Genomic DNA, 19,659 nt, shown 5'->3' on the forward strand with positions numbered 1-19,659 from the left:
CAAGGCCGGGCAATGCCCGGCCTTGTTCATTCCAGATCAGTGCGCGGCGGCGAAGCCGGCATCGCCTACCGGCGGCAGTGGCAGGATGCGCTCGGCATCCACGGCCTGGCCGGCCGAGGCCAGTGCCTGCTGGTAAGCTTTGGCGGTGGCGGTATTGAAGGCCACCAGCACGATGCGCATCGGCTGGGCGTGGCTGCGCTGCCACGCCAGCGTTTCGGTCACCGCCACCTGCGCGGCCTGGTACAGCGGGTAGCCGTACACGCCACAGCTGATGGCCGGGAACGCGATCGACTGCACGCCCAGCGATTCGGCCAGCTGCAGCGATTTCCAGTAGCAGTTGGCCAGCAGGGCAGGCTCGTCGCGCTGGCCGTCATGCCAGACCGGGCCCACGGTATGCAGCACATGGCGTGCAGGCAGCGAGTAGGCATCGGTGGCGCGTACTTCGCCGGTCGGGCAGCGCACGCCCGGGCGCAGTTCCGGCAGCTGCTCGCATTCGGCCAGCAGCCCCGGGCCTGCAGCACGATGGATGGCACCGTCCACACCGCCACCGCCCAGCAGTGATTCGTTGGCCGCGTTGACGATCGCATCCACCGCCAGGGTCGTGATGTCGCCCTGCCACACTTCGATCTTCATGCGTCCGTCTCCTGCCTGTTGATATCGCGCGCCGTGCCCGCGCTGGCTGCACCCACCGTAGTGGACAGGGCATCCATGCTGCGTCATGACCGTCTCACGCGCTGCGATTACGGTCTTCACGCACGATGGGGGCAATCACCTTCACGCAGGCTGAAGCAGAATCGGTAGCGCCGGGCCATGCCCGGCGGAAAACAGAAACGCCGGGCATGGCCCGGCGCTGCGGTGGATTGATGCCCTGCGGACGGCTTACGGCAAACCGGCCAGCCAGTCGTCGTCGGAACCTTCGTTCACATCGGCGAACAGCGGGGTGGAGAAATAGCGTTCACCGGTGTCCGGCAGCATCGCCAGGATCACCGAACCCGGCTCGGCGCGGCTGGCCACGTCCAGCGCACTGGCCACGGTGGCGCCGGCGGAAATGCCGACGAAGAGGCCTTCCTCGGCGGCCAGGCGGCGCGCGGTGGCGATCGCGCGGTCATCTTCCACCGTCAGCAGTTCGTCCACCACATCGCGGTTGAGCACGTCCGGCACGAAGTCCGGGGTCCAGCCCTGGATCTTGTGCGGCTTCCAGTCGTCACCCTTCAGCAGCGCGGCGCCCGCCGGTTCGGTGGCCACGATGCGGGTCTGCGGGCGGGCGACCTTCAGCACCTCGCCCACGCCGGTGAGGGTGCCGCCGGTGCCCCAGCCGCTGACGAAGTAGTCCAGGCGCCTGCCGGCGAAGTCGCGCAGGATTTCCGCAGCGGTGGTGCTGCGGTGGTAGGCCGGGTTGGCCGGGTTGGCGAACTGGCTGGCCAGGAACCAGCCGTGCTGTTCGGCCAGTTCCTGCGCCTTGCGCACCATGCCGCTGCCACGCTCGGCGGCGGGGGTCAGGATCACCTTGGCGCCATAGGCGCGCATCAGCTTGCGCCGTTCCACCGAGAACGTCTCGACCATGGTCGCCACGAACTTGTAACCGCGCGCGGCGGCCACCATCGCCAGCGCCACACCGGTGTTCCCGGAGGTCGCTTCGACGATCGTGTCGCCCGGCTTGAGCAGGCCACGCGCCTCGGCGTCGAGGATGATGGCCAGGGCCAAGCGGTCCTTCACCGAGCCGCCCGGGTTGAACGACTCGACCTTGGCGTACAGGGTCACGCCCTGCGGGGCCAGGCGCTGCAGTCTGACGATGGGGGTGTTGCCGATGGTGTCGAGGATGGAGTCGTACAGGGCCATGGGAGCGCTCCGGAAACGGGCCACGCCGGGGCCGGCGGGCGGAAGAGGGGAGGGCTGGCCGTTCAGGCCAGCGGCTGCCGGCTGACCGTAGCGCCGGCATATGACCGCCGGAAATGACCAGATGCCTTTCTTAAACAACCTTTGGTTATAAGCTGGTGACGGTAATTGACCCTAGAGTGGACCTCCGCCCCCTGCGCCCCCGCCCGCCATGACGCTTACCCAGCTGCGCTACCTGGTCGCCATCGCCGACGCCGAGTTGAACATCACGCTCGCCGCCTCGCGCGTGCACGCCACCCAGCCCGGCCTGTCCAAGCAGCTCAAGCAGCTGGAGGACGAGCTGGGTTTCCTGCTGTTCGTGCGCAAGGGCCGCAGCCTGGAATCGGTCACCCCTGCCGGTACCGAAGTGATCTCCCGCGCCCGCGCGGTGCTGGCCGAGGCCAACAACATCCGCACCTACGCCGCCAACCAGCGGCGCGAGAGCCAAGGCCAGCTGATCCTGACCACCACCCACACCCAGGCGCGCTTCGTGCTGCCGCCGGCGGTGGCGGCCATCAAGCAGGCCTACCCGCAGGTCAGCGTGCATCTGCAGCAGGCCGGCGAAGCCGATGCGCTGGACCGGCTGAACCAAGGCGATGCCGACATTGCGATCATCAGCACGGCCGGCGGTGAGCCGACCGATGGCATTGCCGTGCCGTTGTTCCGTTGGCGGCGTCTGGTGGTGGTGCCCAAGGGCCACCCGCTGGACCGTGCCGGCCGCGCACCGGACCTGGCCGCGCTGGCCCGCCAGCCGCTGATCAGCTACGAATCCTCCACCCGGCCCAGTTCCTCGCTGCAGCGCGCCTTCGCCGCGAACGGCCTGGTGCCGGACCTGGCCCTGACCGCGTTGGATGCGGACCTGATCAAGACCTATGTGCGCACCGGTCTGGGCGTGGGTCTGCTGGCGGAGATGGCGGTCAGTTCCAACGATGAAGACCTGCGCGCGTGGCCGGCCCCCGAGCCGATCACCGAGTGCATTGCTTGGGCGGTGCTGCCGCGTGACCGGGTGCTGCGTGATTACGCGCTGGAGCTGGTGCATGTGCTGGCGCCGCAGATCGATCCGCGGGATCTGCGCAGGGTGCTGGATGGCAACCAGGAGGCCGCGTGGCCGCTGCCGCCGACGTGGGAGTCGCTGACCCAGACCATCACAGTCTGAGGGTGGGTCTTTTCGGCAGGGCTTGCAGCCCTGCACCTGCTGCAATCAACGTCAAAAGCCTGCATTCCGTGGGATGGCGGGGCGGTGTGGGCTTGCAGGACACGCCGTAAACCCGTCCCTGGGGGCTCGTAGGCGCCATCCATGGCGCCTGCGGTCCTGCAAGCCCACACCGCCCCGCCTTCGACAGTTGGCCGGCAGCTGTTGGTGGGTGCCGACCGTTGGTCGGCACATCTGTCAGATATCGAGATTCAAATGGGATCGGAGTAGATCCACGCCATGCGTGGATGAAATCCATCAGATATCGAAATTCTTCTGGGGTCGGATCCCGTTGCGCAGCAACGGGATCCGACCCCGTGCTCTGACAGATCGCGGAAGTCTGTCGAAGGCGGGGTGGGTCCGGTTGAGGGGGCGTGAGCCGCATGGATGCGGCGACCGAGCTTACAGGGACGTACTTGCAGCGTCCCCCTCAACCGGACCCACCCCGGCTCCCCTCAGGAAAGCAGCTTCTGCTGTTGCTCTGGCTTCGGCTTCTGCAGGTGCAGGGCTGCAGCCCTGCCGGGACAAAAAAAACAGGGCCGGACCCCGCCAGGGCCGACCCCTGCCTGGCGCCCTCAGCCAGGCAGACTCGACTGTACGACGCCCGCGCGCAGCAAAGGCCCCCCGATACATCCCGACATACGTCGACACCGCCGCCGCGAGCCTTGCATGGAACGGGTTCACGTCGCCACCGCAGGCCCCGTTCCACACCGGTAAACGCTTGGCACATATCGCTTTTGCAGGCCCTTGCCTACACTCGGCGGCCGTGGATCTATCAGGACCGAACATGTTGGCTCGTATTGCTTCCACCCTGGCCCTTGGCCTCAGCCTGGCCGTGCTGGCCGGGTGCGCAGGCAAGCAGGAGGCCGCCGCCGCACGCCGGCAGGGTGAAGCTGTACCCGTCACAGCGCAGGTCGTGCAGCCCTCGCAGTGGAACGACACCCTGCAGGCGCTGGGCACGGCCAAGGCGCGCGAATCGATCAGCGTCACCGCCAAGGTCAGCGAAATCGTCGACCGCGTGCATTTCGAAAGTGGGCAGCAGGTCGCCGCAGGCGCGCCCATCGTGACCCTGCGCGGGCAGGCCCAGGAAGCGGCGCTGGTGCAGGCGCAGGCGACCTTCCATGAAGCCGACCAGCTCTACAAGCGCCAGCGCGAACTGGCCACCCAGCGCCTGGTCTCCAGCGCCACGCTGGATACCCAGAAATCGATCCGCGATGCGGCTGAAGCGCGCGTGGCGCAGATGCAGGCCGACATCGGTGACCGCCGCGTGCGCGCGCCGTTCGCCGGCGTGCTGGGCATCCGTCAGGTCAGCCCCGGCACGTTGCTGACCCCGACCACCGTCATCGCCACCCTGGACGACATCGAGCGCATGCACGTCGATTTCCAGGTGCCGGAAGTGGAAATGGCCGCGCTGTCCAACGGCGACAAGGTCAGTGCCACCAGCGTGGCCTGGCCTGGCCGCACCTTCGAAGGCGAAGTGACCACCATCGATGCACGGGTCGATCCGGCGACCCGCGCGGTGACCGTGCGCGCCGACTTCGCCAATGCCGACCACGCACTGCGCCCGGGCATGCTGCTGGATGTGCGCCTGTTCCGCCCCGAGCGCCCGGCGCTGGTGGTGCCGGAAATCGCCGTGGTGCAGGTCGGCCGCGATACCTTCATGTACCGCATCAAGGCCGACGACACCGTCGAACGCGTTGACGTGACCACCGGCGCGCGTCGTGCCGGCGTGGTCGAGATCCGCCAGGGCCTGCAGGGTGGCGAGCGCATCGTCGTCGATGGCACCGGCAAGCTGCGCGCCGGCCTGAAGGTGGCGGCGACCGACGCCGCGCCGGCCAGCGGCACCGCACCGGCCAAGGCGCCGGCTGCGGCTCCGGCCGAGGGCAACGGCGGATGAAGCTGTCGGACATTTCCATCCAGCGGCCGGTGTTCGCCGTGGTGATGAGCCTGCTGCTGGTGGTGCTGGGCATCATGTCCTTCACCCGCCTGACCCTGCGTGAGCTGCCGGCCATCGATCCGCCCATCGTCTCGGTGTCGGTGGATTACACCGGTGCCTCGGCGGCGGTCATCGAAAGCCGCGTCACCCAGGTGCTGGAAGATGCGCTGGCCGGCATCGAAGGCATCGACACGATCAACGCGCGCAGCAGCAACGGGCGTTCGCAGGTCAGCATCGAATTCACCTCCAACCGCGATATCGAAGCGGCCGCCAACGACGTGCGCGATGCGGTCAGCCGCGTGGCCGACCGCATGCCCGAAGAGGCGCGTCCGCCGGAAATCGCCAAGGTCGAAAGCGATGCCGATCCGATCATCTGGTTCAACATGTCCTCCACCACCATGGACACGCTGGAGCTGAGCGACTACGCCGATCGCTACGTGGTCGACCGTTTTTCCAGCCTGGACGGCGTGGCCCAGGTCCGCATCGGTGGCCGCCAGCGCTATGCCATGCGCATCTGGCTGGACCGCGACCAGCTGGCCGCCCGTGGCCTGACCACCGGCGACGTGGAAACCGCGCTGCGCAACGAGAACGTGGAACTGCCGGCGGGCCGCATCGAGTCCACCGACCGCGATTTCACCCTGCGCGTCGAGCGCAACTACGTGAAGCCCGAAGACTTCGCCACCATTCCGCTGGGCAAGGGCCGCGACGGTTACGTGGTGCGCATGGGCGATGTGGCGAAGATCGAGCTGGCCTCGGCCGAACGCCGCGCCTATTTCCGCAGCAACGGTGAACCGGGCGTCGGCCTGGGCATCGTCAAGACCTCCACCGCCAACTCGCTGGACGTGGCCCGCGCCGCGCGTGCCGAAGCGGAGAAGGTGGCGGCCACGCTGCCGCAGGGCACGCAGATCGTGGTGACCTTCGACAACACCACCTTCATCGAAGCGGCCGTGGATCGCGTCTACGCGACCCTGATCGAAGCCATGCTGCTGGTGCTGGCGGTGATCTGGCTGTTCCTGGGCAGCTTCCGCGCGGCATTGATTCCCGCCGTGACCGTGCCGGTGTGCCTGGTTGCCGCCTTCATCGCCCTGTATGCCTTCGATTTCTCGATCAACCTGCTGACCCTGCTGGCCCTGGTGCTGTGTATCGGCCTGGTGGTGGACGATGCGATCGTGGTGGTGGAAAACGTGCAGCGCCGCATCGATCTGGGCGAACCGCCGCTGGTGGCGTCCAAGCGCGGGACCACCCAGGTGGCCTTTGCGGTGATCGCCACCACCGCCGTGCTGGTGGCGGTGTTCCTGCCGGTGGGCTTCCTGGAAGGCAACACCGGCCGCCTGTTCCGCGAACTGGCCGTGGCGCTGGCTGCGGCCGTTGCGCTGTCGGCGTTCGTTGCGCTGACGCTGACGCCGATGATGGCGTCCAAGCTGCTCAAGCCGCATACCGGCCAGGCCCCACGCGGCCTGCATGGCTTCATCAACCGCAACCTGGATCGCCTGGCGTCCGGCTATGGCCGCGTGCTGGACCACCACGTCGATCGCACCTGGATCTACCTGGTGGTGATGGCGCTGGCGCTGGCCGCCAGCTGGGGCCTGATGAAGATCCTGCCGTCCGAACTGGCACCGGCCGAAGACCGGGGCTCGTTCCAGATCATGATCGACGGGCCGGAAGGCGCCGGCTATGACTACACCGTGCAGCAGGTGCAGCAGGTCGAAGCACTGCTGGCCCCGCACGTGGGCGCCGACAAGACCATCGCCCGCGCCAACCCGCGCGTGCCCGGCGGCTTCGGTGCCAGCGAGGAAATGCACACCGGCCGCGTCAGCGTGTTCCTGCAGCCGTGGCGCCAGCGCAGCGAAAACACCGTGGACGTGGCCAACGAACTGCAGAAGGAACTGGACACCCTGCGTGGCGTGCGCGTGCGTACCCAGGTCGGTGGCGGCCTGGTGCGCAGTGGCGGCCAGCCGTTCCAGATCGTGCTGGGCGGGCCGGAGTACGCCGAGATCGCACAGTGGCGTGACCGCATCCTGCTGCGCATGGCCGACAACCCGGGCCTGGTCGGCCCGGATTCGGACTACAAGGAAACCCGCCCGCAGATGCGGGTGAACATCGACCGCCAGCGTGCCGCCGACCTGGGCGTGCCGGTCACCGCGATTGGCTCTGCGCTGGAAACCATGATGGGCTCGCGCCGCGTCACCACCTTCGTCGACAACGGCGAGGAGTACGACGTGCTGGTGCAGGCCGGCCGCGATGGCCGCGCCAGCCCGGCCGACCTGGCTGCGATCCGCGTGCGGGCCACCTCCGGCGAACTGGTGCCGCTGTCCAACCTGGTCACCCTCAGCGAAGTGGCCGAGGCCGGCACCCTGAACCGCTTCAACCGCCTGCGCTCGATCACCATCAGCGCCGGCCTGGCGCCGGGCTACCCGCTGGGCGAGGCCATCGCCTGGGCGCAGCAGGTCACCCGCGAGGAGCTGCCGCAATACGCGCAGATCAACTGGAAGGGCGAGTCGCGCGAATACCAGAGCGCCGGTGGCGCGGTGCTGCTGACCTTCGCCATGGCCCTGCTGGTGGTCTACCTGGTGCTGGCTGCGCAGTTCGAAAGCTTCATCCACCCGTTGACCATCATGCTGACCGTGCCGCTGGGCGTGCTGGGTGCCCTGGTCGGGTTGTGGGTGAGCGGGGGCACGGTGAACCTGTTCAGCCAGATCGGCATCGTGATGCTGGTGGGCCTGGCGGCGAAGAACGGCATCCTGATCGTCGAGTTCGCCAACCAGCTGCGCGATGACGGCCGCACCGTACGCGAGGCCATCATCGAATCGGCGATGGTGCGCCTGCGCCCGATCCTGATGACCTCGATCGCCACCGTGGTCGGCGCCATCCCGCTGGTGGTGGCCGGCGGCCCGGGTTCGGCCAGCCGTGGCACCATCGGCATCGTGATCATCTTCGGCGTGACCCTGTCGACATTCCTGTCGCTGTTCGTGGTGCCGGCGTTCTACGCGCGCCTGGCCCCGTACACGCGTTCGCCGGAAGCGGTGAAGCGCGAGCTGGAGAAGCAGGAAGCCGAATCGCCCTCGGTCGGCGGCCATGCCTGACCGGCCCGCCGACGGCCAGGCCAACGGGGTCGGATCCCTTTCCCAAGGGGAAAGGGCTCTGACCCCAACGCTGCAGGGCGAAGGCTTCACCCTGCGCCCCTGGCATGTCGACGACCTCGCGTCCCTGCTGCACCACGCCAACGACCCGGACGTCTCGCGCGGCCTGCGTGACCGCTTCCCCTACCCGTACACCCGCGAAGACGGCGAGGCTTTCCTGGCCGGTCGCGTGCTCGCTCCCGGCACCCTCAACCTGGCCATCGAGATCGACGGCCACGCCTGCGGCAGCATCGGCGCGCAGCCGGGCACGGCCGAGCGCGGGCATGCCGCCGAGCTGGGCTACTGGCTGGGCCAGGCCTATTGGGGGCAGGGCGTGATGACCCGCGTGGTGGGCCTGTTCGCACCGTGGGTGATGGACGAACTGCGCCTGTTCAGGCTGCAGGCCACCGTGGTCGACTTCAACCTGGGTTCGGCCCGGGTGCTGGAGAAGAACGGCTTCCAGGAAGAGGGCGTGGAGCGCTGCGCGGTCTACAAGCGCGGCGTATTGCACGACCTGCGCCGCTTCGCCCGGGTGCGCGGGCAGCTGCCCTGACCGCCGGGGGTCAGATCCCTTTTCGCCAGAAAAGGGCTCTGACCCCACATTGCCGACCCGGATACCGGGGTCAGAGCCCTTGCGCGGCGCGCAAAGGATCCGACCCCATCCTCCCAGCGCTATCGCAGCGACCGTCGATCAGGGAGAATCGGCCCGGTCCCTTCCAGCCGACGGGACGTCCTTACAACCCGCCGACTGGAGAGAGCGCGCGTGGAAGCAACCGTACACTTCATCAACAGCATCATCTGGAGCAAGGCACTGATCGTGGTGTGCCTGGGCGCCGGCCTGTTCTTCAGCATCCGCACCCGCTTCATGCAGATCCGCGGCTTCTTCGAGATGTGCCGCCTCACCGTGAAGGGTGAAAAGTCCGACGCCGGCGTGTCCTCCTTCCAGGCCCTGGCCATGTCCATGGCCGGCCGCATGGGCATCGGCAACATCGCCGGTGTGGCCACCGCCATCGCCTTTGGTGGCCCCGGCGCGATCTTCTGGATGTGGGTGATGGGCTTCCTTGGCGCGTCCACGTCGTATGTGGAATGCACCCTGGCGCAGATCTACAAGACCAAGGACGCCGAAGGCCGCTACCGTGGTGGCCCGGCGTACTACATCGAAAAGGCAATGGGCCTGAAGTGGTACGCGCTGGCTTTCGCCATCGCCACGATCATCGCTGCCGGCTTCCTGATGCCGGGCGTGCAGGCCAATGCCATCGCCGACAGCGTCATCAATGCCTGCCGGGGCACTGCCCTGTGCGGCCCGCTGGATGGCCAGACGCTGGGCATGAGCTCGGTCGAAGCGCTGAAGCTGGGCATCGGCATCGCCGTGGCCCTGCTGCTGGGCGTGGTCATCTTCGGTGGCGTCAAGCGCATCGCCAACTTCGCCGAAGTGGTGGTGCCGTTCATGGCCGCCGCCTTCATCCTGATGGCCATCGTCATCATGGTCATCAACTATGACCGCGTGCCGGAAATGTTCGGCATCATCTTCGACAGCGCCTTTGGCACCCATGCCGCGTTCGGCGCGATGATGGGCCTGGCGGTGGAGTGGGGCATCAAGCGTGGCATCTACGCCAACGAGGCGGGCCAGGGCTCGGGCCCGCACGCTGCTGCGGCGTCGGAGGTCTCGCACCCGGCCAAGCAGGGCTACGTGCAGGCGTTCGCCATCTACTTCGACACCATGATGGTGTGCACCGCCACGGCCTTCCTGATCCTGGCCAGCGGCACCTACAACGTGTATTCGCCGGTGGCAGGCGCCGCGCCCGTGTTCCAGGGCCTGGCCGGCGTGCCGGAAGGTGCCGGCTACGCGCAGGCAGGCGTGGAAGCGGTGCTGCCGGGCTGGGGCGCGGCGTTCGTCTCGATCGCCATCTTCTTCTTCGCCTTCACCACCATCATGGCCTACTACTACATGGCCGAAACCAACCTGACCTACGTCAATCACAACAAGAAGCGCCCGCTGACCGTGCTGGTGCTGCGCCTGGGCATCATCGCCATGGTCGTGTTCGGTGCGTTCCACAACGCGACCCTGGCCTGGGCGCTGGGTGACATCGGCGTGGGCCTGATGGCCTGGCTGAACATCATCGCCATCCTCATCGTGCAGCGGCCGGCCATGCTGGCCCTGCGTGACTACGAACGACAGAAGAAGCTGGGCCTGGATCCGACGTTCGACCCCGATGCCCTGGGCATCAAGAACGCCGATTTCTGGCGCCAGCGCAAGCAGGAGAATGTGTAAGTGAACAACCCTTGGAACAACCGCCGCCCGTCCGCCCGCCCGCCGCGCGCAACCCCGTTGCCGCGTCCGGAGGTGCCGGCCACGGGCGGTGGTGGGCGCGGCGGCAGTGACGAGCTGCGCCTGTTCGGCCTGAACGCCGTGCTGGCCGCCTTCGAGGCGCGCCCGCAGGCGCTGCGCAAGCTGTACCTGCTGGAAGCGCGCATTCCGCGCCTGCAGCCGCTGCTGAAGTGGTGCGTGGCCAACCGCGTGGGCTACCGCGTGGTGGAAGACGGCGATCTGAACAAGTTGGCCGGCACCACCCACCATGAGGGCGTGGTGGCCGACGTGCTGCGTGCACCGGCGCTGCCGCTGGCACAGTGGCTGGAGCAGCTGGGCGATGGCCCGGCGCTGGCGCTGTGGCTGGATGGCGTGGGCAACCCGCACAACCTGGGCGCGATCCTGCGCTCGGCCGCGCACTTCGGCGCCAAGGCCCTGCTGCTGCCGGCCGGCAGTACGCTGGCCCTGTCCGGTGCCGCCGCGCGCGTGGCCGAAGGCGGCGCCGAGGCGGTGCCGCTGGTGCAGCTGCCGCACGACGCAGAGGCCATGGCACAGCTGCGCGCAGCGGGCTTCGGCCTGGCCGCGACCCTGGTCGAGGGCGGCCAGGACGTGTTCCGTGCCGAGCTGCCGGCGCGCCTGGTGTACGTGATGGGCGCCGAAAGCGAAGGCATGGACCGCGCGCTGGCCAGCCAGTGCGACCAGCAGGTGTCCATTCCCGGCAGCGGCGCGGTGGAAAGCCTCAACGTCGCCTCGGCCACGGCAGTGCTGTTGGCACAGTGGGCCAGCCGTCGCGGCTGAGTGTCCGGATCGGGGTCAGATCGCTCGCGCATGCGAGGGTTCTGACCCCAGGCAGTTGCTAAGCACGCTTTGCAATTCGCAACTCCCGCTGGTCATTTGAAACTTTCCTTATTGGTTCGCCATTTCCGGCGACGCAGGGTGGAACTCCATCCCTCGTTGTTACCGGAGTGGCTGTCATGTCCCACCTGCAACGCACCCTGTCCGTCTCCCTGCTGCTGGCCTGTGTAGTGGCCAGTGCCAGTGCCAGTGCTGATGCCAGCGAGCACAGCTTGGAGAACGTCAATTTCATGGGGCCGCTGATCACCCCCAATCCCGCCGGCCTGCCACAGGGCCGCTGGTTCCTCGAACCCTACCTGGTCCGCGTCGACAGCAACGCGCACTACGATGCCGACGGCGAGCGCCGGCGCAGTGCGCAGGACAGCGGTGCATGGGCGGTGGTCATGCCGGTGATGTACGGCTTCAGCGACCGCCTGATGGGCCAAGTCAACCTCAGTGCGTCGCGGGCGGAGTCCGGCAGCGGGCACAGCGGCGGTTTCCGTGCCGGTGATACCACCGCCCGCCTGCAGTACGTGCTGCAGGCGCCGAACGCGGATGGCACCCGGCCCGCGGTGTCGCTGGCGCTGACACAGCGCTTCAGCACCGGCAGCCACGACCGCATCAGCGGCAATCCACTGGATGCACAGGGTGATGGCGTGCAGCGCACCACCCTGGCGCTGGGCGTGCAGCAGGTGGTGTGGATGCCGAACGGGCGGCCGCTGCGCTGGCGCGGGCAGCTGATGGCCGGGCCTGCGCCCGCGCGTACGGCACTGTCCGGCGCCAGCATCTACGGCACCGAAGCGGGCTTCCAGGGTCACATCGCGCGAGGCTCGGTGCTGGGGCTCTCGGTGGCCGGCGAGTACAGCTTCAACGACCGCTGGGTGGGGGTGATGGAAGTCGCCGCCAGCCGCGAAACCGGCCAGCGCCTGATCGGCTTCATGCCCACCGCCGACGGCAACGGACGTCGTGTCAATGAACTGCGCCCGGCCAGCCGCTCGCTGACCCTGGCGCCGGCGGTCGAGTATCACTTCAGCCCGTCGCTGGGCCTGATCGCCGGTGTCGAGTTCACCGTGGCTGGCCGCAACACCGGCCGCATCGTCAGCCCCCAGGTCGCCCTGGGCGTGTTCTTCTGAGGGGCTGGTACATGATGAGCATCGAATCGATCGTCAACGTCCTGCTGGGCATCATCTGGAGCCCGTGGCTGGTCGTGCTCTGCCTGCTGGCCGGCCTGTACTTCAGCGTGCGCACGCGCTTCATCCAGCTGCGCGCGCTGCCGGACATGCTGCGGCTGATGTTCCGCCACGAGCGCTCCGCCGCGGGCGTCTCACCATTCCAGGCGTTGTCGTTGTCCCTGTCCAGCCGGGTCGGTGTCGGCAACATCGCCGGTGTCGCCATGGCCATCGCATTCGGTGGCCCGGGCGCGATTTTCTGGATGTGGATCGTCGCCTTCCTCGGTGCCTCCAGCGCCTTCATCGAATCGACGCTGGCGCAGATCTACAAGGAGCGCGATGCCAGCGGCCAGTACCGTGGCGGCCCGGCGTACTACATCGAAAAAGGGTTGGGCCAGCGCTGGTATGCGGTGCTGTTCGCGTTGGTCACCGTGCTGGCCGGGGCGATGCTGGCGGGCACGCAGTCCAACGCCATCACCAGCGCGGTGAACGAGGCCTGGGGTATCCCGGTAGCGGGCACCACGGCGGTGCTGCTGGTCATCCTGGCGGCCGTGCTGTATGGCGGCGTGCGCCGCATCGCGCGGGTGGCAGAGTGGGTGGTGCCGATCATGGCGGTGGCCTATCTGCTGGTCGCGGCCGTGGTCATGGTCATCAACGTGGACAAGGTTCCCGAGGTCTTCGCCCTGGTCCTGCGCAGCGCGTTCGGCGTGGACGCCGCGTTCGGCGCGATGATCGGTACCGCCATCCAGTGGGGCGTGCGTCGCGGCGTGCTGTCCAACGAGGCCGGCATGGGCAGTGGCGCGCATCCGGCTGCCGCGGCGGAAGTCTCGCACCCGGTCAAGCAGGGCCTGGTGCAGTCGTTCTCGGTCTACATCGACACCATGGTGGTGTGCAGCGCAACGGCGTTCCTGATCCTGTCGACCGGGCTGTACAACGTCTACGACCCGGCCGTGAACGGTGTGCCCGACGAGGCGCGCCTGCTGTTCGCCAATCTGCCGGGTGTCGAGGCGGGGCCGCGCTACGTGCAGCATGCGGTGGAATCGGCGCTGCCAGGCTTCGGCAAATCGTTCGTCGCGCTGGCGATCCTGCCGTTCGCCTTCACCACGATCCTGGCGCTGTACTACATGGCCGAAACCAACGTCAGCTACCTGTGCCGTGATCGTCCCGGACGCGCGACGGTCACCGGTTTCCAGGTGTTGTTTCTGGCCGCCACGGGCTATTCGGCGGTCAACACCGCAACGGTGGCCTGGGCACTGGGCGATATTGGCGTGGGCATGATGAGCTGGTTGAACATCATCGCCATCCTGCTGCTGCAACGCCCCGCACTGGCAGCACTGCGCGATTACGAGCAGCAGAAGCGCGGGCAGCGTGATCCGTTGTTCAACCCGCAGGCGATTGGCGTGCGCAACACGCGTGTCTGGGAGCGTTGAACGTAAGCGGGGTCAGAGCCCTCGCCCAAGGCGAGGGATCTGACCCCAACCCCATCATCGCCTCACTCGTTCGGCGGCGTGGTCGCCTTGGCTTCGCTGCCGAAGCTGCCATCGGCTTCAGCGGCCAGATAGGCAAACACGGTGTAGGCGGCCACGTTCTGTGCCAGCGCCTTCGGGTCGATCTTGTCCAGCGTGTCGTCGGCGGTGTGGTGCAGGTGGAAGTAGTCCGATCCATCCTGCGCGAGCCACGCCCAGGCACCGCCCTTGGCGGCCAGCGGACCGACGTCCGGGCCCGGGCCGCCCTTGTCGGCCTGGTACTCGATGCCCAGCGGCTTCATCACCTCGGCGATCTGGCGCGTTGCATCGCGCGAACCTTCCGGATTCGGCGAGCCGGTATTGAACGCGTAGATGCGGCCGGCGCCAAAATCACTTTCGGCGGCCAGCTGGTGCAGGGCCACGTCCTTGGCATGCGCCTCGGCGTAGGCCTTGCCGCCATACAGGCCCTGCTCTTCATTGGCGAAGGCGACCACGCGGATGGTGCGCTTGGGCGCCTGCTTCAGCTGGCCGATCAGGTGGCCGGCGGCCATGGTGATCCCCACCCCGGCGCCATCATCGACGGCACCGGTACCCAGGTCCCACGAATCGAGGTGGCCGCCGATCACCACCACTTCCTTGGGCAGCGTACGGCCGGTGATCTCGCCGATCACGTTGTACGAGGTGGCCGTGCCATCCCAGCCGCAGTCCAGGGCCACCTTCACGGTGGTTGAACCGCGCGCGAGCAGGCGCGCGAGCTGGTCGGCATCGGGCACCGACAGGGCCGCCGACGGCACCGGGGTCAGGCCATCGTCGTAGCGGGTGATGCCGGTGTGCGGCACGCGGTGCGAATCGGTACCGGCCGAGCGCATCAGGAAGCCGACGGCGCCCTTGCGGATCGCCTCGGACGGGCCCTTGCTTCGGATCGCGCCGCCGCGGCCATAATCGCGGCCATCGCGGAAGGGCAGCATCTGGTAATCGACGAAGGCGATCTTGCCCTTCAGCGAACCGGCCGGTGCGGCCTGCAGCGCGGCCAGGTCGGCGAAGCGCACCACTTCGGCCTCAACCGTACCGCCCGGGCTGCCGCCCAGCGCGGTGATCTGCAGCGGCTGCGGGTTCTTGCCGGTCACGGCGGCGTGTTCACTGCGGCGTTCCCACTTGGGGAAGGTGACCGGCTCCTTCCACACCTTGTCGAAGCCGAGCGCCTTGAACTTGGCTTCGGCCCAGGCCACGGCGCGGGCATCGGCTTCGCCGCCGGCAATGCGCGGGCCGATTTCGGTGGTCAGCGATTCCACCACCTTCCAGCCGGTGTCATCGGCCAGGGCCTGGTCGCGCAGCTGCGCGGCGGTGGCCAGCGAGGCAGGGGGCAGGGTGGTGGTGCGCGGCGCCGCAAAGGCCGGCGCGGCCAGCAGGGCGAGGGAGGATGCGATGGCAAGGACGCGGCGACGCATGGACAGCTCCGGGAAGGGAATCAGCCTTGGAGCTTAACAGTGGTTCAGCCCTGCGCATGGGTGGGAGGTCATGGCTGCAGCGGACGCTGTTTTCCGGCCATGAACGGCAAAGCGGTAGCGCCGGGCCATGCCCGGCGGAGGTCCACGAACCGCTTCGCTCGCCGGGCATGGCCCGGCGCTACCTTGACGACTGTCCAGAGCAGTCGAGCAAGCTCGACTCTACGGGTACGCGGGGCGCGCGATGGCGCCCGGCACCTTATTTCTTCAGGTTGTCGCGGATCTCGCGCAGCAGCAGCACTTCTTCCTTCGGTGCGGCCGGGGCAGCATCCTTCTTGCGCGACAGGCGGTTGATCACCTTGATCACCATGAAGATGGCGAAGGCCACGATGATGAACTGCACCAGGGTGTTGAGGAAATCACCGTAGCCGATCACCACCGCCGGGATCTCCTTGCCATCGGCGCCGATCGTCGCCGGTGACAACGTCCAGGCCAGATCGGAGAAATCCACCTTGCCGATCAGCATGCCCAGCGGTGGCATGATGATCTTCTCCACCAGTGCGGTGACGATCTTGCCGAAGGCCGCGCCGATCACCACGCCAACGGCGAGGTCGATGACATTGCCGCGCATCGCGAATTCCTTGAACTCGGTGAGCATTCCCATTCTTGTTTTTCTCCTGAGGGCGAGGGGACAGCGGGCAGGGTAGCGCAGGCGATGTCAGCCAGCGATGACGCCGTGGCGCTCGGCCACGTTTTCCAGTCGTGCACTGAAACGGTCGCCGGGCTTCAGCGCGGCCACGCCGGAGGGGGTGCCCATGAACACCAGGTCGCCGGCACGCAGCTGCCACAGCTTGGATAGCTCGTGCAGGATTTCCGGCACGTTCCAGATCATCTGGTCGAGCAGTGACTGCTGGCGCACTTCGCCGTTGACTTCCAGCGACAGGTTCAGCGCGGCCAGGTCACCCACTTCACCGGCGTGCACGATCTCGCTGATCGGCGCGGAGGCATCGAAGCCCTTGGCCGAATCCCACGGGTGGCCCTTTTCCTTGGCGGCGGCCTGCAGGTCGCGGCGGGTCAGGTCCAGGCCCACGGCATAGCCGTAGACCAGCGCCTCGGCATCGGCCACGGCCAGCTCACCGGCCGGCGCATCAACGCCAATGGCCACCACCAGCTCCACCTCGTGGTGCAGGTTGCCGGTGGCGGGCGGGTAGGGGATCACATCGTCATGGCCGACCACGATGGCGTCGGCCGGCTTGCAGAAGAACATGGGGCGGCCGCGATCATCGGCGGCCGGCACCGCAGCGCCCATCTCACGCGCATGGTCGGCGAAATTGCGGCCGACGCAGTAGATGCGGTGGACCGGGAATGTGCCACCGCCCACCACCGGTACGCGCGGCACGGCGGGGGCAGGAATCACATCGGAAACAACGGCAGTGGACATGCGGGGGTTCCAGTAGGAAGGCCCCCGCAGTCTAGAACGCTGTGGCGCCCACGTCAGCGGGCGACCGCATCAGCGCGACATCGGCAAAGCTGACTTGCGCACCACGCGATATTCGCCTTCGACCACGTTGGCATCGGCCGCGCGGCGCGCGCCAACGGACTTGCGCGAGGCCAGCAGCTTCCAGGCCAGGCCGATCAGGATCATGGCCGCGCCGACGAACACGCCGATGAACACCATCGCTGCCAGGATCGCCAGGCCGAGCAGGCCCACGGCAACGCGCACCAGCGGGTGGCGCGGCTTGCGCGGCGCGAACAGGGTGCGGAACTGGTTGAAGGCGGAAGCGCGAGTAAACATGGCGGCTCGATTGGGCTGGGATCAGCGAAACCAGAGTATCGGGATGCGCCACTGTCATTGAGTGAAAAACTCGTTAAATATAGCCTTTGCTTATTACGGATCAATGACTTGTGTTCATGTCGGAGCCAGTCACCTGAGCAGGCATGCGACAATCCGGGTTTCCGTCCGAGCCTTCCGCCATGACTGCCGCAACTGCCCTGATCGCCCTTGAAGCCCTTGCCGATGGGGCGTTTGCCGAGGTCGAAGCGGTGGTGGAGGGCGATGCCGAATCGCTGGTGCTGTACCGCGATGGCGCGCAGGTGCGCGCGTTCCTGAACATCTGCCCGCACGCCGGCCGCCGCCTGGACTGGGCGCCGGGGCAGTTCCTGAAAAGCCGCGAAGGCCACCTGGTATGCGCCGCCCACGGCGCCTCGTTCGCCCTGGACAGCGGCGACTGCATCGCCGGCCCCTGCAAGGGCGACCGCCTGCGCGCCGTGCCGGTGGATATCCGCGACGGACAGGTTTACCTGGCCTGAGGCCAGGAGCAGTCGAGCACGGCTCGACTCTACAAAAGCATCCACGCATGGCGTGGATCTACTGCGGGCTGCGGGCGGGCAACGGCATCCACGCATGGCCTGCTCTACAAGTAGATCCACGCCATGCGTGGATTCGCGCCCCTTCAGAACATCAGGTTGATCATCACCACCACCACCAGCGTGTAGATCAGCGACAACGGTCCGCCGACCCGCCACATCTCACGCGGGGTGTAGTTGGCCGGGCCGGTGATCATCGAAATCACCGGGTTGGAGGCCGTCATCAGGTTGTTGGACGCCGACAGCGCCACGATCAGCGCGAACGCCGTCGGGTTGCCGCCCGCTGCAAGCGCCAGGTTCACCGCAATGGGCACCATCACGATGGTCGCGCCCACATGGCTGATCACCAGCGAGAACACCGTGGTCAGCAAGGCCAGCGCCAGCTCCAGCACCCACACCGGAATGCCGGTGGGCAGCTTGTCGATGGTGTGGCCGGCCACCCACGCCGCCGCGCCACTGGAATCCATTGCCCAGCCGAGCGGAATCAGCCCGGCCATCATGAACACCGTCTTCCAGTTGATCGAGGCATAGGCCTCGTCCATGCGCAGCACGCCGGTCAGCAGCATGCCGGCCACGCCGGTCATCAGGGTCAGCGCCACCGGCAGCTTGCTGGTCAGCGCGATCAGGATGGTCAGGGCGAAGATCGCCATGGCGATCTTGAACTTGTGCGGGCGCTGTTCGCCGGTGGGGTAGTCGGTCACCACCACGAAGTCGCGGCTCTTGGCCGCCTGCGCCAGGTCGGTCCAGATGCTGTGGAAGACCAGCATGTCGCCGGCGCGCAGCGGCACGTCGCGCACGTCTTCGCGGATCACCTGCTTGTCGCGGTTGATCGCCAGCAGGCTCATGCCGCGCTCCTTGCGCAGGCGCAGGTCGCCGGCAGTCTTGCCGATCACCCCGGACGTGGGCGGCACCACCGCTTCGGAAATGCCGGCGCGGCTGGGGTTGAACAGGTCGCCCAGGTGCTTCAGGCGCGAGGACATGCGCAGGAACTGGTTCTGCGCGAAATCGTTCACCTGGTCGCGCGGGCCCATCGCGCCCAGCACGCTGCCCACCCAGATGCGCATCTCCGCCGGCGGCGCCAGGCGGGTGTCGTTGCCGGTCTTCAGCGCCAGCAGCAGTGGCGCATCGTGCAGGTTCTCGGCCTCGCCCAGGGTCATGCCCACCAGCGGGCTTTCGGCGGTGACCACCAGTTCGAACACATCGCCTTCAATGCCGTAGGTCTTGGCGAAGTAGCTCTCGGTGCGCGCCGGGGTCACTCCGTCGTTGACCAGCCGTTCCTCTTCGATCAGCTTGCGGTCGCCGTAGTAGCGGAAATACAGCAGCGAAGCGATCAGCAGGGCCACGCCGATCGGCAGCGGCGCGAACATGCGCAGCGGCTCGATGGTGGCCAGGCCGGAAGGCAGGTTGTTGTTGGCCGAGGCCAGCAGATCGTTCAGCAGGATCAGCGGCGAATTGCCGACCATGGTCAGTGCGCCGCCCATCACGATCGCCGCCGAAATCGGCAGCAGCAGGCGCTGCATCGTCAGCCCTGTACGCGCCGCCAGCCGCGAGGCGACCGGCAGGTACAGCGCCATCACCGATGGGTTCTGCATGAAGGACGAGTTCAGGCCGGCGATGGCCGTGGTCATCATCAGCAGGCGCTGTTCGATGCCATGGCCGCGCCGCAGCAGCCACGCCGCCAGCCGGTTCAGCGCCCCGGTGCGGTCCAGGCCCGCACCGAGGATGGTGGTGGCGATGATGCTCATCACCGCGTTACCGGAGAAGCCACCGAAGATTTCCTCCGGCGCGATCAGGCCGGTGACGCCCAGCACCACCAGCACCACCAGCGCGACCACGTCGGCGCGGATGCGCTCGAACAGGAACATCGCCATCGTGAAGCCGACCAGCCCGAGAACGAGCTTCATGTCGTTGGTCAGCGTCAGCGCGGTATCCATGTGGGGCGCAGCGT

Annotated in this window: 16 protein-coding genes; 9 read left to right on the forward strand and 7 right to left on the reverse strand. The window is 67.6% G+C overall.

Annotated elements, in window-relative coordinates; all coding sequences use genetic code 11:
• Positions 1-36: 36 nt before the first annotated feature.
• Together ACM2ZB_RS19620 and cysK are read right to left on the reverse strand one after the other, a co-directional pair.
• Positions 37-633 (reverse strand): O-acetyl-ADP-ribose deacetylase, encoded by a 597-nt coding sequence (locus ACM2ZB_RS19620; protein ID WP_313442459.1) that lies wholly within the window; start codon positions 631-633, stop codon positions 37-39.
• Between the two features lie 246 nt (positions 634-879).
• On the reverse strand, positions 880-1,839 hold the full coding sequence (gene cysK, locus ACM2ZB_RS19625) for a cysteine synthase A (RefSeq protein ID WP_416056673.1): 960 nt from the start codon (positions 1,837-1,839) through the stop codon (positions 880-882).
• 208 nt (positions 1,840-2,047) lie between these two features.
• Here cysK and ACM2ZB_RS19630 point away from each other — a divergent pair, with 208 nt between their 5' ends.
• From ACM2ZB_RS19630 to ACM2ZB_RS19665, 8 genes are all read left to right on the forward strand, one after another.
• Positions 2,048-3,031 carry a LysR family transcriptional regulator gene (locus ACM2ZB_RS19630; RefSeq protein WP_313442463.1) on the forward strand — a complete coding sequence of 328 codons (984 nt, stop codon included), beginning with the start codon at positions 2,048-2,050 and terminating at the stop codon, positions 3,029-3,031.
• Between the two features lie 823 nt (positions 3,032-3,854).
• Entirely contained in the window at positions 3,855-4,964 is a 1,110-nt protein-coding gene (locus ACM2ZB_RS19635) for an efflux RND transporter periplasmic adaptor subunit (protein ID WP_313441822.1), read from the forward strand.
• Entirely contained in the window at positions 4,961-8,086 is a 3,126-nt protein-coding gene (locus ACM2ZB_RS19640) for an efflux RND transporter permease subunit (RefSeq protein WP_313441820.1), read from the forward strand. Before ACM2ZB_RS19635 ends, ACM2ZB_RS19640 begins: the two co-directional genes overlap by 4 nt.
• The gene (locus tag ACM2ZB_RS19645) at positions 8,079-8,675 is read left to right on the forward strand and encodes a GNAT family N-acetyltransferase (protein WP_416056674.1); all 597 of its coding nucleotides are present in this window, start codon (positions 8,079-8,081) and stop codon (positions 8,673-8,675) included. The genes ACM2ZB_RS19640 and ACM2ZB_RS19645 overlap by 8 nt, the downstream gene beginning before the upstream one ends.
• A 210-nt stretch (positions 8,676-8,885) precedes the next feature.
• The gene (locus ACM2ZB_RS19650; protein ID WP_416056675.1) at positions 8,886-10,394 is read left to right on the forward strand and encodes an alanine/glycine:cation symporter family protein; all 1,509 of its coding nucleotides are present in this window, start codon (positions 8,886-8,888) and stop codon (positions 10,392-10,394) included.
• On the forward strand, positions 10,395-11,228 hold the full coding sequence (locus ACM2ZB_RS19655; RefSeq protein WP_313441815.1) for a TrmH family RNA methyltransferase: 834 nt from the start codon (positions 10,395-10,397) through the stop codon (positions 11,226-11,228). It abuts the gene before it with no gap.
• Positions 11,229-11,404: 176 nt separating this feature from the next.
• The gene (locus ACM2ZB_RS19660; RefSeq protein WP_416056676.1) at positions 11,405-12,397 is read left to right on the forward strand and encodes a hypothetical protein; all 993 of its coding nucleotides are present in this window, start codon (positions 11,405-11,407) and stop codon (positions 12,395-12,397) included.
• A gap of 14 nt (positions 12,398-12,411) precedes the next feature.
• Complete coding sequence (locus tag ACM2ZB_RS19665; RefSeq protein WP_416056677.1) at positions 12,412-13,863, forward strand: alanine/glycine:cation symporter family protein; 1,452 nt, start codon at positions 12,412-12,414, stop codon at positions 13,861-13,863.
• 62 nt (positions 13,864-13,925) lie between these two features.
• Here the strand turns inward: ACM2ZB_RS19665 and ACM2ZB_RS19670 are convergent, their stop codons facing one another.
• The 4 genes from ACM2ZB_RS19670 to ACM2ZB_RS19685 form a co-directional block, all read right to left on the reverse strand.
• Positions 13,926-15,347, reverse strand: coding sequence for a M28 family peptidase (locus ACM2ZB_RS19670; protein WP_416056678.1), 1,422 nt, complete (start codon positions 15,345-15,347; stop codon positions 13,926-13,928).
• A gap of 256 nt (positions 15,348-15,603) precedes the next feature.
• Positions 15,604-16,008 carry a large-conductance mechanosensitive channel protein MscL gene (gene mscL / locus ACM2ZB_RS19675; protein WP_416056679.1) on the reverse strand — a complete coding sequence of 135 codons (405 nt, stop codon included), beginning with the start codon at positions 16,006-16,008 and terminating at the stop codon, positions 15,604-15,606.
• Positions 16,009-16,062: 54 nt separating this feature from the next.
• Entirely contained in the window at positions 16,063-16,785 is a 723-nt protein-coding gene (locus ACM2ZB_RS19680) for a fumarylacetoacetate hydrolase family protein (protein ID WP_313441809.1), read from the reverse strand.
• 69 nt (positions 16,786-16,854) lie between these two features.
• Positions 16,855-17,139 carry a hypothetical protein gene (locus ACM2ZB_RS19685; RefSeq protein ID WP_313441807.1) on the reverse strand — a complete coding sequence of 95 codons (285 nt, stop codon included), beginning with the start codon at positions 17,137-17,139 and terminating at the stop codon, positions 16,855-16,857.
• Between the two features lie 179 nt (positions 17,140-17,318).
• On the opposite strand from ACM2ZB_RS19685, the gene ACM2ZB_RS19690 reads away from it, so the two are divergent.
• The gene (locus ACM2ZB_RS19690) at positions 17,319-17,654 is read left to right on the forward strand and encodes a Rieske (2Fe-2S) protein (protein ID WP_108766130.1); all 336 of its coding nucleotides are present in this window, start codon (positions 17,319-17,321) and stop codon (positions 17,652-17,654) included.
• A gap of 143 nt (positions 17,655-17,797) precedes the next feature.
• On the opposite strand, the gene ACM2ZB_RS19695 is transcribed toward ACM2ZB_RS19690, so the two are convergent.
• The gene (locus tag ACM2ZB_RS19695) at positions 17,798-19,645 is read right to left on the reverse strand and encodes an SLC13 family permease (protein WP_416056680.1); all 1,848 of its coding nucleotides are present in this window, start codon (positions 19,643-19,645) and stop codon (positions 17,798-17,800) included.
• Between the last annotated feature and the right edge of the window lie 14 nt (positions 19,646-19,659).

The sequence above is a fragment of the Stenotrophomonas maltophilia genome (assembly GCF_047782825.1).
GTDB lineage: Bacteria > Pseudomonadota > Gammaproteobacteria > Xanthomonadales > Xanthomonadaceae > Stenotrophomonas.

Excerpts from the sequence above, each read along its gene's own strand:
- ACM2ZB_RS19635 (WP_313441822.1), top strand. The coding sequence starts at position 3,855 with ATGTTGGCTCGTATTGCTTCCACCCTGGCCCTTGGCCTCAGCCTGGCC.
- cysK (WP_416056673.1), bottom strand. The coding sequence starts at position 1,839 with ATGGCCCTGTACGACTCCATCCTCGACACCATCGGCAACACCCCCATC.
- ACM2ZB_RS19680 (WP_313441809.1), bottom strand. The coding sequence starts at position 16,785 with ATGTCCACTGCCGTTGTTTCCGATGTGATTCCTGCCCCCGCCGTGCCG.
- ACM2ZB_RS19645 (WP_416056674.1), top strand. The coding sequence starts at position 8,079 with ATGCCTGACCGGCCCGCCGACGGCCAGGCCAACGGGGTCGGATCCCTT.
- ACM2ZB_RS19660 (WP_416056676.1), top strand. The coding sequence starts at position 11,405 with ATGTCCCACCTGCAACGCACCCTGTCCGTCTCCCTGCTGCTGGCCTGT.
- ACM2ZB_RS19665 (WP_416056677.1), top strand. The coding sequence starts at position 12,412 with ATGAGCATCGAATCGATCGTCAACGTCCTGCTGGGCATCATCTGGAGC.
- ACM2ZB_RS19620 (WP_313442459.1), bottom strand. The coding sequence starts at position 633 with ATGAAGATCGAAGTGTGGCAGGGCGACATCACGACCCTGGCGGTGGAT.
- ACM2ZB_RS19695 (WP_416056680.1), bottom strand. The coding sequence starts at position 19,645 with ATGGATACCGCGCTGACGCTGACCAACGACATGAAGCTCGTTCTCGGG.
- mscL (WP_416056679.1), bottom strand. The coding sequence starts at position 16,008 with ATGGGAATGCTCACCGAGTTCAAGGAATTCGCGATGCGCGGCAATGTC.
- ACM2ZB_RS19630 (WP_313442463.1), top strand. The coding sequence starts at position 2,048 with ATGACGCTTACCCAGCTGCGCTACCTGGTCGCCATCGCCGACGCCGAG.
- ACM2ZB_RS19670 (WP_416056678.1), bottom strand. The coding sequence starts at position 15,347 with ATGCGTCGCCGCGTCCTTGCCATCGCATCCTCCCTCGCCCTGCTGGCC.
- ACM2ZB_RS19685 (WP_313441807.1), bottom strand. The coding sequence starts at position 17,139 with ATGTTTACTCGCGCTTCCGCCTTCAACCAGTTCCGCACCCTGTTCGCG.
- ACM2ZB_RS19690 (WP_108766130.1), top strand. The coding sequence starts at position 17,319 with ATGACTGCCGCAACTGCCCTGATCGCCCTTGAAGCCCTTGCCGATGGG.
- ACM2ZB_RS19640 (WP_313441820.1), top strand. The coding sequence starts at position 4,961 with ATGAAGCTGTCGGACATTTCCATCCAGCGGCCGGTGTTCGCCGTGGTG.